Raw genomic sequence first — 17274 nt, 5'->3', positions numbered from 1 at the left:
CATCACTTGACAACACATATAACTATGTGTATAATTATATGTATATACAATATAAAAGGAGAAAAGAATGGCAAGAAAGACATCATTTGTAAATTTTAAAGGGGGAGTTGCCAAAAGTACAGACTCTCAATTTACTGCTTCTGGTCTTGCGGAGTTAGGCTATAGAGTATTACTAATAGATTTAGACCAACAACAAAACACTACTTATACTCTTATGCCAGATGGCATCTTAAATATTGAAAATAGTATTTATGATGTATTTATGCAAAAGAAAAATATCAAAGATACAATTTATACTGTTGGTAATATTGATTTTATACCTTCAGTTCCAGACATGATGCAAATTGACTTTGAACTACAAGGAAAACCAGACCAACCTTATCGTCTTGCTGAAGCCTTAAAGGAAATTGAAAATCAGTATGATTTTATAATTTTGGATACTCCTCCTGCTTCTCCTACAATAATTATGAATGCATTAACTGCTTCTGATGATTGTATTATCCCTGTTAAAGCAGATTCATATAGCTTAAATGGAATTGGTTTACTATCGAATAGTATAAAACCAGTTCAAAAATATACAAATAAGAATTTAAAAATCGCAGGTTTTCTTCTCGGATTTTATGATAGTCGCTTGCTGCTAAGTAAAGGAATTAGAGAACAACTAGATGAACTTACAAGTATTTTCGATACAAAGATATTTAACCAATCTATTAGAAATGCAGTAGCACTTGCTGAAGCTCAGGCAATGAAAAAAAGTATATTTGAGTATGCTCCCAATGCTAATGTAACGAATGATATTAGAAAATTTATTGAAGAATATTTGGAAGGATAATAACATGGCAACAAAAAAGAATTTTGGAAAAAGCATAAATGAGAATCCTGCTCTAGCTTTTTTAGGTAACATAAAAGTTGATGGCGAAGAGGCTAGTATTAAAAAAAACTATAGTAGTATTGATTATGAAAAAAAAATAAAAGAACTTGAAAGAAAATTAGTAGAAACTAAAACTGCAACAGAAACTAAAAGTGAGAGAGTTCAGCTTTTAGTTTATCCATCAATTCTAAAGGGGTTAGATGATATTGCAAAAAAAGAATCAAAAAGTCGGAATGAAATGGCAAATTGTATTTTTAAGCAGTATATAAATGACTACAACAAGTAATTAGCGTACCAATAGAAACACATACACATACACATAAACGCACACTCATACACATATCAGTGTGCGTTTATGTGTATTTTTGAAAGGAAAAGAAAGAGTAAGATGGGTTTTAATAGAATATTAATAAATAGGGGTTGACAAAAAAAGTTTTTTGGTGTTAGAATATTCTCATAAAATTTATGTAATAAGGGTTATAAAAAATAGAACAACGATAAGGGAGTAAGTATGACTAAACACTCATTATTTTATGAGCGTATAAAAGAAATTTCCAAAAAACAGAATAAATCAATAAATCAAATAGAACGAGAATTAGGTTTGCCGAGAAATTCACTACATAATTATAAATACGATAGAATACCTTCAGTAAAGCGTGTTACTGAATTAGCTCGTTACTTTGGGGTTAGTATAGATTATCTTGTTGGTGAGGAGAAGGAGTCATCAGTAGAGAGTGTTGATGTTTTATTCTCAAGGTTAAACTCTTATCAAAAAATTGCATTACTAAAACTTTTGAGAAATTGGTTCTTAGATCAACAAATAGCACACATTTACTTTGGATTTAATAATGAACAGCTAGAAGAGTTAGAAGGAGATGTGGAATTGAAAAATAAATCTTTTTAAAAATAACTTTAGATTACTTCTCGTGCTCTACCGATAATTAACAAATAATTAACTATACGATCGATTTTGTACATAAAAAACATCTCGTAAAGAGATGTTTTTTTATGTACGGAAGTAGTATTTTTAATACAAAACACCTATAAAATAATTTTTTTAATTTTTTAACTTACAAACTTACATATAATGGAAAAAAACCGTATAAAACAATATATTAAGTAATCTATTTATTACCCAATATTGTAAAAATAATACAAAGAAATACCAATGTTGACATTTAATTACATATTTAATATAATATATTTGAGTAGAAGAGGGATCTTGTACCTATTATTTATACAGGGAGGATGTAAAAGTAGAGCAGTTAATAAAATAAAAAGGTAGTAAAAAAGGAATCCGTTAACAAGCGGGAGAAAGGAATTATAATAATGAAAAATAAAAGAAGTCATAAGTTAGTTCGACTAGCTTGTGTAAGTATACTTGTGACTGCTACTTTAATGAACCAACCTGTATCACAAGGACAAACAGTTTCTACTAATGTGGGGGTAGGGAAATCGTTAGTATGTACCACACCTGATCAGAATCCAAATAATTTAGGTTTTGGGTCAAATCCACAGAATGGTAAATTTTATTCATGGGAAAATGCTTTTGACTCAGGAGATTTTACTGGTGCGATAGATAAAAATGTAACAAGAGATCATGTTTTAAATGTAGTCGGGCTACCAGGTCAAGACACAAGTAATGATGGCCCTAATGATATTGGTACCGTAAAATATAATTGGTCGGAAAAAGATTTTACAGGTTCAGAAGATTATGAGGGGTGGACCTTGAAATCAGGTTCTGAACAAAAAAAATTCACAATAGTTGAACCTCACTTACCAGAATTAGTGAAAGAAAACCCTAATGCTACAAGTACTGAGATAAAATTAGGATATTCAGGTAAAGTCTACGAAGCCTCTAATACTAACGGTTATGGTAAAAAGATTCTAGGCATTGTAAAACCAGCTAATAACACTACCGGTGGAGATTACTCTATTGGCCTTGCTTCTCCTAATCATGGTTACAGAGCCTCTAATTCGACAAGATTTTTAGAGCTAGGTGAAGAGGGGACAGAAATTATTTCAAAAGAAATAGCAGTAAATCCTAACTCAATTGTGAGATTCCATTATAGTTTTAAGAGTGCTTATGGCTCTGCTAATAACACTACCGGTGGAGAATCTGGTATTGGTTACTTAGTCGATCAAAACGGAAATAAGATAACAGCAATGGATGGTAAAACATCTGATTTGTCCGCTTCAGGTAATGGAATTCAAGGCTATACGGATGCAGGGGCAATGTATCAAATACCAAGTGATGTTACTTCGGTTAGGATGGTTTTAAAAGCTGGTAATAAATCTACAGTTGTTTCCGATTTACCAAATGAAAATAATCGAGGATATATTTTTGATAATGTCGGACTAGAAGTTGGTCCCTCTATAAATTTATATCAAACATTAACCAGAGTAAGTTCTAGTGGACAAAAAGTTGAGAGTAACTATGGGGCTGATAAGCCATATAAGAGAGGAGATACCCTTAACTATAGTTTAGTAGTTAAGAATGAAGGGGCTATCAACTCAGATGATATGACTTGGGAAATAGTCGTACCAGAAGGACTCACATTAGAAAGTACTCTACCTTCTAATATAACTTACGATACCAATACTCGGACTATTAAGGTTAATGTTGGAATTTTACGAGCATCTAATCAAAATAAGGTATCTTTCAACTTTAAGGTAGATAATGATATTCAAAAGTCTGGAGTAGTGTTTGAAGCAACAGCTAAATATAAAGTAGAAGATTATTTTTATGGGGCTAACTTGACGGTCAAAGACTCACGGACCCAGTTAGAGACATGTCCAGCTGGGCTTGATCAGCCTATTTATATTGATTCCACTCCAGACAAAGATAAATACCAACCAGGAGTGGGCAGTATCGAAGTACCAAAAGACACACCAATCACTGAGGATGATGTGAAAGATAAGGTCACTATCCCAGCAGGCTCAGGGGGTACAATTACCAATGTAGGTACCATTCCAGATACAAGCACAGCTGGAGATAAGGGTACTGTTCAAGTTACAGTAACTTATCCAGATGGTACCACAGATATTGTCGAAGTTCCTGTAAATGTAACGGATGTGCCAACAACTCCAGATGATGACAAATCTAATGGAACAAAAGGGGATCAGACTCAATCAGCAAGTAATAGTGCAAACTCAGAGAATAAGAAGCAGACTCAGTCATCAGGCGAGTTATTTGGAACAAGCAATAAAAAATCAACAAATTCAAAAGGCTTACTTCCTTCGACTGGAGAAAATATGAGTAGTAAATTGCTCCTATTGACAGGAATTGGATTATTATTTGCAGTATTTGCTATGATTTTGAGAAGAGTAAAACGAAAAAATCAATAATAGCTTAAAGGTAGATTAAATAAGGAAAAGAGAATAAATTCTCTTTTCTTTTTTTGGGGGGGATACATCTATAACTTAATTGTTTGTATAAAAGGGGGAGCAGAAGGAAAAACTAGTTAATACAGTGAGTGTTGCTTAACTGTGATTGGAAGTTTTTAATATAATAATATATAAGAAGAAGTCCCTCGTAATAGGGTGTTGAGGTATTTTTGATATAAAATTTTAGAGTGTATTTGGTACATATGTTTTTCACTTAAAAATTTTTAATTTGATATATATAATGCCTGTAAGTAATCCTATTTTGACTTATTTCTATAATATTATATTTATTTGAAAACTTCTGACTAAATCGTGAGTAACATCCCTTATTATCATAAGTGGAGATACTCCTATGAATGAAGTGAGTCATAGTGTAGTAAATAATTTTTTCTTTAGATACAAGTTACACTGTTAACACTAAACTTGTAACTAAAGATGTATTGGATATTTTTAGAAGCCATAATTTATTAGGTTGGTTTGTTAATTCTTATTTATATTTCAGAACTTTTTGTAGATAAGGGAGACATTAACAAGTTTAGAAGTGATATTGTAGCAATAATAAAACTTCTCATATTTTCATGAACGAGGTATTTGTTTGGAACAGATGCTAGCGAAAAGGACTAATAAAGTTATACTTTATTAGTCCTTTTTATTACATTATTGATTGAAAAGATATGCTTATTTCTGCTATACTTAGTACATAATCAGATTACGGTGCTCACCCCACTCCCACGGTTAGGGAGTGTTTTTTGTTTTTTTACAAATCTTAATTGAGCTGATATAATTATTTTGTATATCATAAATAGAGGATCTTTTAAGTCGTCTACTTTATAAGGTCATTTAATATACTATAATAATATTTTTAAATTCTATCGTCACATATTGACAGCCTGATGTTTTAATAGAGTGTTTTTGATACTTACCTTTTAATAACTTGTGGAGCTTTTAACTACTCAATAAATTTATTTTGTAAAATATGCTATAATAAAATTGTCCATGGCTTTTAACCAAAGTATGGGTAACGTCCACTCTGCCAGTAGTGGACGTTTTAATGTGTTCTAATCACCCTAGATATTTTTTGTAAGATCAAAAAATATCTAGAGCTTCATAAAATTTGTATAAAGAGTAAGTGATATTTTAGGTTCTTATATTAGTTACTTAAATCCCAGAGCTAATAACTTGGTTTTCGCTAGTTCGATCCCAGAAAGAATCATTATATTATAATAAGGTGATAAAATATCATAGTCTTTTGCAATTGGTTGCTATGTCTTGTCAACGTATTTTTTACTTTTAAAATTTCAAATAATTTTATATAATAAAAGTGTCAAGCTTACTCACCCCAAAACAAGCACTAAAACCATTATTCTTTTTTTGCGTATTTTAACAAAGTTAAGCTTGGTACCTCCCTCGTATTGAGGGAGGTTTTTAGAAAAGTAAATTTTTTCGTTTAATACTTGAAAAATATCTTGAAAAGATGTGTATCGCGTTTGCAAGCGACGAGTATTTTAACATAAATTTGTTCTTATAGGGAGATGTCTACTTCAGTGAGAATTTTTTTGTTTTATATCTTTTTAAAAATATCAGAAATATAATATGCTATAAAACAAGGTGTTAGTATAAAAACAACATAGAATATTTAGTAGAACTCTTCTAAGCCAAGGGAGTATTACTAAAAAGGTTATATGACTTGTCGAAGGCTATTTTCGATTGATTTAATAAAAGGATAGAACTACTCAAAGAAACCCTTAGAGGCAGAAGAAGCTATATAATCATGACAACAAACACGAATAATGTTTGAGAAAGAATTTATTGAATTATTAACTCAAACTTTTCAACCTCTCTCAAAAAGGCTATAAATTTTTTTCAAATTCACGGAAAAAAGCCAGATAAATTTATGATATAATTATTGACGGCGCACCTTACCAATGCAATATTGCCTAGGGGAGGAGGTGAGAAATTGCTACTACAAACTTTCGTAACAGCAGTCGAATCTATTGTATTGGGTGTTGTTCTTGAGCTGTTCAAGAATTGGTTGAAAAACAGACATAAAAAGCGCATTAATTCCACTTTTTAAGCTACTGAGTCTACTCAACTCGGTGGTTTTTTGTATCTTGAATTGTCAAGTTAAGTGCGATATCTTAGCGAAAAAGATTTTATAAGGTGCCTTCCATCCTAAGACTTTTTTAGGTCTTAGATTAAGTTTCTCAATATATTTATGAATGGTTTCTTTAGGAATTTCATCCATTGATTGCTTTTTAGGTAAATATTCTCTAATTAATCCATTTTTGTTTTTATTTGTCCCTCTCTGCCAAGAGGTATGGGCATCTGGAAAGTAAAATGGAATATGGAGTTGCTCAGTTACTTCTGGATGCTTAGAAAATTCCTTACCTCTATCTGGAGTAATTGTCTTCAATTTAGTTTCTTCAATCGTTTGGAAAAGTTCAATTATTTTATGGCTGACGAGTTTTGATAATTTTTTAAGCTACGGTATCGGCTTCCCAATGTCCAAATTCTAGGCGTTGGTCTGCGCTTTCGGGCGTTCATGAATCGTATGGGACCTCTCTTTTCCTGATGACCTTTAGAGTACCTTGTTCTGCCTCTGTGACGTAGTGAACGAATTAACCCACGATTGCCACGAATCAATTTTTCAAGCTTTAACACGTCATTATAGATTAACTCTATAATGACGTGTAACTGACTTTTATTTCCGATTTTTCGTACTGTAAGCATGCAGATATTTGTTCAGGCAACCATTGTAAATCAACGAAGAGATGACAAACAGTATCCCAAATTTGAAGATCAGAGAAGATTGATTTTCTTCCACAACGACGTTTTTGTTTTTGATACGTTGCTTGAGCAATAATGGGAGAATAGGACTTATTTTTACTATTTCTACGAAGTTCTCATGAAATAGTTGATACACTGCGATTTAACCGACAGGTAATTTCTCGAACGGAAATGTTTTGAGAAGACCTTAAAAATATATTTTCTCGTTCAAATATTGTAAGATGGATAATCTTTTTCTGTTGCACCTAAATTATAAATTCAAGATAAAAAAAGAGCCACATCTCCATGTAGCTCGAACTTGTGAGAATCCACTCCTACAAACTTTCGTTATTTATATAATATCATGTTACGTTGCATCATGTCAATATATATGATTAGAATGTATGTATCAAGAGAACTGTGGTAAATAGAAGTCATTGATAAGTGAACTAAAGCTGTAAATTTTAAGTCTACTTATAATTTGTTTTGAGAAGTGTAAAATTTATTGTGAAGTCAGAAGTAAGATTTAAAAGGAAAAGTGATTATGGTATTAAAATCTCATAACTTAATAGTTATATGCTACTTTATATATTATATTTAATTTATATATCCATAAAATCACTGCTGGTGGATATGCTAGATAAGGTACCATTGTTGTAATAGCCACGTAGATGTGTTAAAACAAATTAAGTAATGTTTTAATTAAAATGGAGAATATGGTTCCTGTATCAGATATGAGATATTAGAATCAGACTTTGAGCGATGTTTCTCAAGGATCTCAAGTTATTTTAACTAAAAATGGGACAGCAAAATATGCAGTAGTAGATTTTGGAGAATGGGAAAAAACTAAGGCAACAGCTAGTCTTTTAGAAGAATTTCAAAAAGGTTACCATAGCTTAAAAGCAGAAAAAAGCTCACCCCCGACGAATTTGCTGAGAAATTAGGTGTAGAGTTTGATTAAGCATACAGTTGTTGTTGCAGAACAAGTGTATAGAGTTACACAAAAAGCCGTTTTTTATAAGGAGAGTCTGGGACTTACGATAGTAATATATCTGGCTTTGCTAGAAAAGTACCTACTTTTATTAAGACAATTGAAACTTCATCAAAGATTGGTTCAAATTTGTCTCTTCGAATTGGTATTAATACCAAAATAAAATACAGTGTAATTGAAGATTTGGAGGTGTATGTGTTAAGGTTGCTACCTGCAAAATCTAATTGGATGAGTACAATTCTTAAACAGATTTAATAACGTTAATAGCAATAATTCTTATTTGTAGAGTATTAGTAGTCTTCAAATTTACTGTGAGTAGTTTTTAAAAATAATAAATTGGATTAGTCTAAAACAAATCCAATTTATTATTTTGTTATATCAGCTAATAAAGTTAAATGAAAAGTAGCTGATGATTTTTATAGATAGAAGGGAATTTGAGAGCAGTTACTCCTTAGTAATTCTTTCATGTGAACTATATCGATGAAACAACAGTGACTTCTATTATTGGTGAATTAGGGGATGGCCGTTGTTTTCGGACACCTAACCAAATCAATGCCTTTATAAGCATTGATCTTAGGCGTTATGAATCAGAAAATTATTTAGCCCAAGAACATATTACAAAACGCGGAACCTCTATGTAAGAAAAAATTTTTTTCAGAGATATTCATAATATTTTCTCTGCAAGTAGGCTTCAACTTTATCGCATTGCGAAATCTTATAGGAAAAGAAAAAAGCAATCGCCTAACGCTTCTACCAAGCCCTATACAATTGCTTCTATGCATCGACTCATTAGAATCTTACATTACCTCATTACGCACAAAAAATCCAAAAGTTAGTAAGTTTAGAGTGCAAAATTATTTTAACATCTTATTTTGAATTATGGGGAGATAAAGTTATTTTACTATATAGTAAACTCCTCGAAATGAAAAAGAATCTCACCTTTTTTTATTGTAAATACACATTATACTTGATACTTGACAAATCGTAGAAAAAAGCCGTTTTTGTCAGTTTATACTCCTAATTTCATACTCTTTATTGACAAAATGTCTTTGTTAAATAAGAACTAAAAAAGCTCCGCAATTATGATAAGAGGGAGCTTGTCTAAGCATAGTTCAATCGCAAAAGTATTGTTTTAAGAAAGGAGCGCGATTCTATGCCCATACTTATTAAGTATATCAAATATTGTAAAACTTGCCAAAAAGAAAAGCACTCACCAACCGTGGGAGTGGGGTAAGCGCTTTGAGAAATCATAAATTAATTATATCAAAAATAATTAATAATATCTAATAGTATAAATAAACCACGTTGTCAAGACGTGACAAGAGAATTTAAAAAGATTATCATTTTATTTTAATTGCAATTATTATAACATATTAAAAGCTCCTATAACTGGAAAATATAGGAGCGTAGCCAGACGCATATGACTTGGTAAATGGTTTGTGTCTGACATCTTCATTATAGCATATTAAAACGCCTAATCACAAGGAGCGACAAGGCGTATGAGTAGTTTACCCATGATTTAGTTAAAAGTATGAGTATTATAAGTCAAAAAATTCTCTTGATAATGCTCTACCATAGAAAGAAGGAAAATAATTTAACCTACACCAATAGTATAACAAAATGTAAGCGTATAAACAAATTAAAACCCCTACTTAACAGACAGCCGTCTTAGATGGATATCCTATTTATGAGTAAAAACAATTATATCAGTTGACTTTAGTTTTGTAAAATGATAACAAAAAGCCACACTGGCAAGGTGTGGTTAGCTGTGTCAAATAGAAAAAATAATAAATCAAAAATTTATTTTTATTGCCCTTTATATTATATCAAAAAACTTCTGTACTAGATAAGATAACAACCGCAACTATGTATGGTACCATTATGTGTAAATTTAGAATTTTCTTATATCCAAACAAAGAAGAATGGATGATTTTATTCAGGAAAATGGTTATGAACTATTCCTAGTATATACTATAATTCCCATATATACTTTTGAAAAATTAACTATGAATGCTATGTAACTCTGCTTTTCTGATAGAGGTTGGAATTTAATAAAAGAAGCCGTTATGGTGGGATTCAATATTTTTAGTAGAAAACTCTTATGTGACAAGGGGACTATTTTTAGGCAAAGATCCTCGAGAAAGTATGAAGAGAGATATGTTAAATTTTGTTATCTATGCGTCTTTTTTCTTATGTTTTAAGAAGGACGCTACAACAGATAATAATAATGTCATAAACCCAATAACAATAGTTATATCAGTATTCTTATCACCTGTTGTTGGTAATTTTTTCCAATCAAAAATATTATTATATTTTTGGCTTGATTATATTTACTAGGGACTATTTTAAACAGTAAAAAATTTTTGAGTACTGGTCAAACTATACAAAAAATAATTAATAATATATAAAAGACTCATAACTTAATAGTTTTGACTATCTAATAGGTGTGTTCGCATTACATCGAAATAGTCATAAAATAATAAATTTAAGGATTCAATATTCTGAGTTAGTCAAGGAAATAAACTTTTCGTATCAACTTTTATTGACTAGATCAGACGACTGTAACTGTATAAGTAGAGACATACAGAATAATCTATTGATTTTTTTGGGTTTGGTTTACTACATAGGATATATCTATCTGTCATGATATATATTATCTAATGAAAAAAAGAAATATTGTCAATTATAATTGACAATATTTCTTTTTTTTTATATTATTATCTTAGTCATGTATATGTGACTAAAGGAGCTGATTCCATGAATAACTTAAGAAGTTTCAGAGAAAGAGAAGGTTTATCACAGTTTGCTTTAGCTAAGGAAATTGGAGTGGCAAGACAAACAATAAATCTAATAGAAAATAATAAATACAATCCTTCATTAGATTTATGTATAAAACTAGCTAAAAGGTTAAATGCAGATTTAAATAAACTGTTTTGGGAGGAAAATACTGATGAAAAATAAAGAGCCATTAAGAATAAAAGTAATTAGAAGATTCTACGGAATTGCTGGAGACTTTGATGAATATAAAGAAAAAGAAGTAAATAAGATAGGTAATAATGCTTTTATGGGGTTGTGGTGGTATTTTATGATTGCTAATTTCATAGCATGCCTTTTTGCATTTAAATATCCTTTGCAGACATTATGGACTTATATTGGTGTTAACCTATTTGTGAGTGTTTTTGTCGTAGGCACATATCTAATTATTGCCAGTCAAAAGAGTAAATTGAATGATGTAGAAGTAGAGAAAATAGACTTTCAAACAGCTAAGAAAAATGTTTTGATTTCAGGAATACTAGCAGGTTTGTATTTTGGAATAAGTATGTATTTTTTAGGAGCATTAATAAACTGGATGAGTGAAAATGAAAATATTGTTTCATATATTCATACACCACGTAATCTAATCATATCTATTTTTCAAGCTATATTCTTTGGTGGATTTATGTATGTTATAGGTAGATTTAGGATAAAGAAACAGACTAAGTAACAGCAAAAAAATAGTTCAATAGGGTATACTGCAAAAGTTCATTTTCAGTTTCTGCTATAATGGGATTTATAAAAGGTCAAATAAGTTTAGCATTGAGTTCAGCCAAAGGAATGTGATGAATGGATGTCAGCTTGTCAGTTCATCTAAAATAATTAAAGAATTGAGGGGGAATTTTGAGTATGCATACTATTAGAAGAACCATAAATATAGGAGAAAGAGTTGAATAGAAGAACGTTTTTAATATTTTTATCCATTTGCCTTACATTGACTACAGTTGGATGGTTTATTTATCTTGCTTTAGTTTTGCATGATTATATTGCATTTTGGGTTGGACTCGTTATTACCCTTATTTATAGTGGAATTATAAGTGTTAGATTATTAAATTTTAACCGTATTTTAAAATGGGAAGAGATACCCGAGGAGGTTCAAAAAAAATATGATGGTTTTACAACTCGACTTCTTCAAAGGGAAAACATAAACCTATTTATTCTCCTGAGCTTTTTCTTTAATCTTTGCGCAAGTCCTATTATGATAAGCTCGTCTATTTTTTTTGCTTGGTTGATCCTCACTCTCTTAATTACGATTTACTTGTTACGTGAGCTAGAACATACGACCTATATCGAGGAACAACTTCCTCAGTCAAAGAAAAATAAAATTGTTGCGGTTCTCGTTTATTCCTTACTTATAATTTTCATTTTGATACGTTCACTGACAAATGGATTTTCTGTTCATGAACTGTCATCTCTACCTCTTGATTCAGTTTTTAGAAAACTCTTCACTATCTTTCTTCTTGGTAGCCTTTGGTTATTTCTTGTGCGCTTCACGTGGAAAGAATGGTCAAGTCAGCGTTTCTTTAGATATCTTCAATATTTTATTTTATTTTTCTCTCTTACTTTTTTTGTTGGACGTTTTGCAATTTATAATATCCAACATCATGCAGTTTATTATGCCAATCAAATGAAGCATGATAAATATAATGATCCCGTTTTAATCGCAATGATGGATTTTGCAAGAACAACAGACTTTCCAGATACTGTGACTTATAAGCAAACTGATAATAAAGATGTAGTAGAAATAAAGTCAAAGAACTTTAGTGGCTATGCACTCTATCATAATGACGGTGCTTATCATTCGGTTTATGATTCTCAATATACTTTCCAAAGTGATGAATTATTTATGCAAATTTCAGATAAAGGTTGTTTTGAAATTTATACAATGGCTCTCCTTAATAAACCTGGATATAAAATTTTAAATGAAGAGGAGTGCTTACGTTCTATTCAAGATTGGGTAAAGAAAACAGAGCAAGAAACACTCAAAGAGCAGAACAATCCGTTTATAAATTTACAATATATTTATAATATGCTATACCAGAACAAATTTAAATAAAGTGACTTCGTCCCTCTTCAAGTAAATTTTAAGTCTATTTATAAAGTGATTTAAAGAGTTTAAATCTGACAATAAAATCACGAGTAAGTTTTAAATGGAAAATTAATTATATTAAGTAGCTCATAACTTAACAGTTTTGAGCTCTTTTTGTGTATACTATAAATAAAGAGGTTTTAACGGCTCATAACTAAGGGTTATAAGTAGAGGAGAAATTATGAAATTTGGATACGCTCGAGTGAGTACAACAGATCAAAAATTAGAAAATCAAATTGAAAATTTAAAAGCTGCAGGAGCAGAAAAAATTTATCAAGAAAAATTTACTGGGACAACAACAGAGCGACCAGAATTTCAAAAATTACTTAATCAACTCAAAAAAGACGATATGCTTATTGTGACAAAGTTGGACCGATTTGCAAGAAATACTCGAGAAGCGTTAGAAATTATTCAGCATCTGTTCCAGAATGATATAAAAGTGCATATTCTAAATATGGGTATTATTGATAACACTCCCACAGGTCAGCTTATCTTTACGATTTTTAGTGCATTTGCACAGTTCGAAAGAGATATGATTGTCAATCGTACGAGTGAAGGGAAAAAATATGCCAGAGATAATGATCCTTCATTTAAAGAAGGACGTCCTCAAAAGTTTACTGAAGAACAAATTACTTTTGCTTTTGAACTAAAGAAGCAGGGGATGACTTATAAAATGATTGAGCGAAAAACTGGTATAAGCATTGCAACGCAAAAAAGAAGATTTGAAAACTTATCTCAAAGTAACAGATAAATAAAATAGTAAGCATTAATAATAAAAAGATATCCAAAGAAACTTTAGTTGGATATCTTTTTATCAATTAAAATATGGAAGTATAAAGTAAGTATTATATTGAATGATGGAGTATGAATTATTAAAAATCATCTAAACCTAGAATATAATCTTTCTGAGTATTGTTTAATTTTGGAACACCAAGTAGATTTAAAAGAAAGGTGAGCAATTCTCGTCCTCTTTTTTTAATTGTTTCTTTATCCCAAGTATCATAGGTACTAACAATTAAACGTTCTGAATAAGTTCCTGATGAAAATTTCCCCAACTTGTACTCGAATGATTTATTGCCCAGGGCATTATTTTTATTTGTAGAGATGCGGATAAGATTTCCCAAAGTAAATTTTAAATTATGTTTCTGATTAGGATCAAGATTGTCTAAAATGCTGTCCCAATTTTTATTCCGAGATTTCGATTGAGGTAAAATATGTTCAATGTTATATTTTTTGTTGTCAAACAAGTAGTCATGTAAAAATTCTTTAGTTACAACTTCTCTATTCTCATGTAATTTTGATATTTCATATTTACTGAGAATATATGTAATTGGGAAAGAAGATTCATAGTAGTTTACTCTTTTTTTACCGTTATAATCATTTTTTACATTTATTCGTAACAGTTCTACTATTGTTTCTAAATTTTGACGGTCTTTTAGAAGGGCGTTGATATCTCTTTTTATCTTCGAAAAATCACTTGTTTCATTATCTTCTATCTGACTAATCATATTTTGAAGTTTAAAAGCAAAATCGCTCTTTAATGAAAATTCATTCGGTTTAATAAAAAGTATGTAAACTAAATTAATATAATTCATTGTTTCTAAAAATTTTACTCTTTTGTCTTCTTCAGGATTTTTTATAAAATATTCAAATATTTTTATTTTTTCAGTAGGTCTATCCCAGCGATTTTTTAAGGAAGTAAGTTGATTATATTCTAAAACCAGTTGTAATAGTTGATTGGAATAATTTGCATCTATTTGGTTTTCTAATTCGTACCAGATTACAACATTTTTAGAAAGTTCAGAAATGAATTGGTAGATGTCATCTAACGTAACAATTTCATTTCTTATATTTTTTACTGTAAATATTTCATCTAAGATATATGAGTTAATATTTCTATCAATTAGCTGAAAATTAAGTCCTCTCATAATTTGGTATCTTGTTATTTTAACTCTATCAGAGAGGATTTCATCAGGAAATTGATAAACACTTAAAAATGCGGAGAGAAATGTATCGTCATCCAAGAGATTTTGTGAATTCTTCCCCAAATAGTCATATAGTTTTTTCCAGGTTTGATTAATTTTTTCCCTAATGTCTTTGTCAGCATTTGAATCATTATCAGGTTTGAGAGTCGTAAGATAAATCAGTCTATTTTTTAGTAACTCAAGTACAGATAACTCTTTTCCTCTATTATTCATAGTTTCAAAAGTTACAAATACATCTAGTCTTTCTGATACATTATAAGTGTTGAATACAAGACGTGTTATTAGTTTACTGAATATATTCTCAATATCGTTAAATGAAAGTGCTTCTAGTTTGGAAGTGAAGTAATCAAAAGCATTTTCTAAGTTCGAAGTATATTTTGTATGTATTTCAGTAGAATTAAAGACAAAATTAGGAATCTTATAGATATGTTTTGCTAAGAAAGTATGTAGAGGATCATCTGATAGATACCCAAAAATCATTGAATATAGTTCATGAGTTCCTTTTTTTTCGTAAAAATAACGTTTTTTGATATCTTCAATATTTGTATAGTTTATTTCTTCAGCTGAGTGTTTGACTTCTGAAATTTCAACAATGGCGCATAGTAACAGTAGACATGTAGTAATACGTTGCTGTCCATCTACAATATACACTGGGGAATAATGCTTATTTTTGATCAACCACATATCATTTTCAAGTTTGCTATATTCCTCTGAAGGGACATCTTGAGTCGTTAGTACTCCTAGATAGTGCTCTTTGTTTCCATCCTCCAGCAGCTCTATGTCATTCCAGAATTCTTCTAATTGTTTTTCAGTCCATGCATAACCCCTTTGATAATCAGGAATTCGGTAAAGCTTATCTCTGAATAATGTACTTAAATTTTCCATTGCAATAGTGGTCATTTTAGATTGTGTCCCCTTTATTGATATTATCTTTTATACTATTAGTATATCAAAATAAATTGATTGAGTAATGTGACAGTAAAGCCTATTAAGGTGGATGAGAAGTAATTTATCTAAAAATTAATATAGGTTATATTAATAGCTTTATGTACATATGCGTATACACATATGTACATGTAGAGTTTGATATATGTAGTGTTGATTGAAATTCTTCTCAAACATGTATTATAACTAAAAATAATATAGAAATTAACATTTGAAGGTAGATACATGCATTGTGACGAAATTGGGCCGATTTATAAGAACTTTAGAAATTAAGCTTAATTTGTCCCAGAAGGATATAAAAGTACATATCTTAAATCTAGGTATTATTGAAAACCTCTTAACAGGTTGGTTTATATTACTGTTTTTAGTATTTTTGACCAATTTGAGAGATATGATTGTCGACTTTATCAGTAAGGAAAAAGTATGCCAGGGACAATGATTCATCATTTAAAGAGGAACGTCCTCAAATTTGTAGAAGAGTTGGCAAAAGATATATCTAAAATTAATCTCTTACTAATTTTATTTCTGCCTTTTCTTATACTTTTTTGTTTAAAGCTAAATATTTCAGTAAATTAGTAGTGCAAGTTAAATTACATTTGCAATTATACTTATAAGTTAAAAATAACTTGTATATGTGACTTTATGTGTTATAATAGAACTAAAGAAAAAAGGGCTTGCTATAAACAAGCCCTATGTAGCCGATTAAAAGTCGGTGGCGTAATTCAGATCATAAGGACCTTTAACTAGCCAAAGTCAGACGGTCCTTATTTTTTTGTGATTTTTTCAATCAACAAGATGACAAACGTAAGCAAACTGATTAGAAAACTACAAATTGCAGTCACTAACATTGCTACAGCCATCATAAGAGCGCTCCTTTCTGTTGGATTTTGTACTTACATTCATAAGCATCACCATCCCTTCGAGAGCCACCGTCTATTAAACATCTACCCCATTATTATACCAAAAAGAAATAATGTAATCTATTATAGTAAGTAGTAATTGATAAGCTTAAGAAGGGCATTTTATAGAGTTGATGTATTATTATAAGCCTTTGAGATGTCTCAGTAATATTTTGGTTTTTCTGAAAGTTAATATAAGTATATGCAACATACTGTTATGTGTATATGTACACCAGTATGCTAATTAATATTCTTCTTAACGTGTATTATAACTAAAAACAATATATATAAATGAACATAGATTAAATTACGAGTTAATGAACACTAAGTGTAAAAGATATTGATAAAAATTGCAGAAAATAAAAAGTGCTCAGAAAATGGTAATTTTATGAACACAATGATATTCTATTCATTTTCTGAAGGTGAAATAAAAAAGATTATTAACTGATTGTTATCTCAGTTAATAATCTTTTTTATTTATTGTTCTTTTTTTATTTGGTTATATAACTATCTATTTCAAGTATCAT

At 30.1% G+C, this 17274-nt stretch carries 14 protein-coding genes and 1 pseudogene; 11 read left to right on the top strand and 4 right to left on the bottom strand.

Translation table 11 applies throughout. From position 1 onward, the window contains the following. Positions 1-67: 67 nt before the first annotated feature. The 5 genes from LACDD01_RS11035 to LACDD01_RS12560 all read left to right on the top strand — a co-directional run bounded on the left by LACDD01_RS11035 (position 68) and on the right by LACDD01_RS12560 (position 6332). The gene (locus tag LACDD01_RS11035) at positions 68-832 is read left to right on the top strand and encodes a ParA family protein (protein WP_061415279.1); all 765 of its coding nucleotides are present in this window, start codon (positions 68-70) and stop codon (positions 830-832) included. Positions 833-836: 4 nt separating this feature from the next. After that, positions 837-1157 (top strand): hypothetical protein, encoded by a 321-nt coding sequence (locus LACDD01_RS11030; RefSeq protein WP_061415277.1) that lies wholly within the window; start codon positions 837-839, stop codon positions 1155-1157. A gap of 225 nt (positions 1158-1382) precedes the next feature. Continuing rightward, positions 1383-1775 carry a helix-turn-helix domain-containing protein gene (locus LACDD01_RS11025; RefSeq protein ID WP_061415276.1) on the top strand — a complete coding sequence of 131 codons (393 nt, stop codon included), beginning with the start codon at positions 1383-1385 and terminating at the stop codon, positions 1773-1775. A gap of 479 nt (positions 1776-2254) precedes the next feature. Beyond that, positions 2255-4219 carry a Rib/alpha-like domain-containing protein gene (locus LACDD01_RS11020; RefSeq protein ID WP_197458052.1) on the top strand — a complete coding sequence of 655 codons (1965 nt, stop codon included), beginning with the start codon at positions 2255-2257 and terminating at the stop codon, positions 4217-4219. A gap of 1945 nt (positions 4220-6164) precedes the next feature. Continuing rightward, positions 6165-6332 (top strand): type I toxin-antitoxin system Fst family toxin, encoded by a 168-nt coding sequence (locus LACDD01_RS12560; protein ID WP_369814488.1) that lies wholly within the window; start codon positions 6165-6167, stop codon positions 6330-6332. A 45-nt stretch (positions 6333-6377) separates the two neighbouring features. On the opposite strand, the gene LACDD01_RS11015 is transcribed toward LACDD01_RS12560, so the two are convergent. Next, on the bottom strand, positions 6378-6671 hold the full coding sequence (locus tag LACDD01_RS11015) for an IS30 family transposase (protein WP_061415272.1): 294 nt from the start codon (positions 6669-6671) through the stop codon (positions 6378-6380). Between the two features lie 490 nt (positions 6672-7161). After that, the gene (locus tag LACDD01_RS12705; RefSeq protein ID WP_082779310.1) at positions 7162-7290 is read right to left on the bottom strand and encodes a helix-turn-helix domain-containing protein; all 129 of its coding nucleotides are present in this window, start codon (positions 7288-7290) and stop codon (positions 7162-7164) included. Positions 7291-7779: 489 nt separating this feature from the next. On the opposite strand from LACDD01_RS12705, the gene LACDD01_RS11010 reads away from it, so the two are divergent. Both LACDD01_RS11010 and LACDD01_RS12495 read left to right on the top strand, forming a co-directional pair. Then, positions 7780-7968: a prevent-host-death protein gene (locus tag LACDD01_RS11010; protein ID WP_231863448.1), complete on the top strand. Its 189-nt coding sequence runs from the start codon at positions 7780-7782 to the stop codon at positions 7966-7968. Positions 7969-8491: 523 nt separating this feature from the next. Then, positions 8492-8851, top strand: a pseudogene (locus LACDD01_RS12495) (transposase); the annotation flags it as partial. Positions 8852-10189: 1338 nt separating this feature from the next. On the opposite strand, the gene LACDD01_RS12700 reads toward LACDD01_RS12495, so the two are convergent. Further along, the gene (locus tag LACDD01_RS12700) at positions 10190-10258 is read right to left on the bottom strand and encodes a hypothetical protein (protein ID WP_369814489.1); all 69 of its coding nucleotides are present in this window, start codon (positions 10256-10258) and stop codon (positions 10190-10192) included. Positions 10259-10772: 514 nt separating this feature from the next. Between LACDD01_RS12700 and LACDD01_RS11000 the strand changes: the two genes are divergently transcribed. From LACDD01_RS11000 to LACDD01_RS10985, 4 genes are all read left to right on the top strand, one after another. Next, positions 10773-10976 (top strand): helix-turn-helix transcriptional regulator, encoded by a 204-nt coding sequence (locus LACDD01_RS11000; RefSeq protein WP_061415270.1) that lies wholly within the window; start codon positions 10773-10775, stop codon positions 10974-10976. Further along, positions 10966-11499 carry a DUF3278 domain-containing protein gene (locus LACDD01_RS10995; RefSeq protein ID WP_061415269.1) on the top strand — a complete coding sequence of 178 codons (534 nt, stop codon included), beginning with the start codon at positions 10966-10968 and terminating at the stop codon, positions 11497-11499. The genes LACDD01_RS11000 and LACDD01_RS10995 overlap by 11 nt, the downstream gene beginning before the upstream one ends. A gap of 219 nt (positions 11500-11718) precedes the next feature. Next, positions 11719-12885, top strand: coding sequence for a hypothetical protein (locus LACDD01_RS10990; RefSeq protein ID WP_231863447.1), 1167 nt, complete (start codon positions 11719-11721; stop codon positions 12883-12885). A 214-nt stretch (positions 12886-13099) separates the two neighbouring features. Next, positions 13100-13669, top strand: a complete 570-nt coding sequence (locus LACDD01_RS10985; protein ID WP_061415267.1) for a recombinase family protein — start codon at positions 13100-13102, stop codon at positions 13667-13669. 121 nt (positions 13670-13790) lie between these two features. Here LACDD01_RS10985 and LACDD01_RS10980 read toward each other — a convergent pair whose 3' ends face one another. Then, positions 13791-15803 (bottom strand): DUF262 domain-containing protein, encoded by a 2013-nt coding sequence (locus LACDD01_RS10980; RefSeq protein WP_061415264.1) that lies wholly within the window; start codon positions 15801-15803, stop codon positions 13791-13793. Positions 15804-17274: the final 1471 nt, after the last annotated feature.

Source organism: Lactococcus sp. DD01, from assembly GCF_001578715.1.
In the GTDB taxonomy this organism is placed as follows: Bacteria; Bacillota; Bacilli; order Lactobacillales; family Streptococcaceae; genus Lactococcus; species Lactococcus petauri.
Note: the sequence above shows the minus strand (reverse complement) of the source record. Positions and strands in the feature narration are given on the sequence as shown.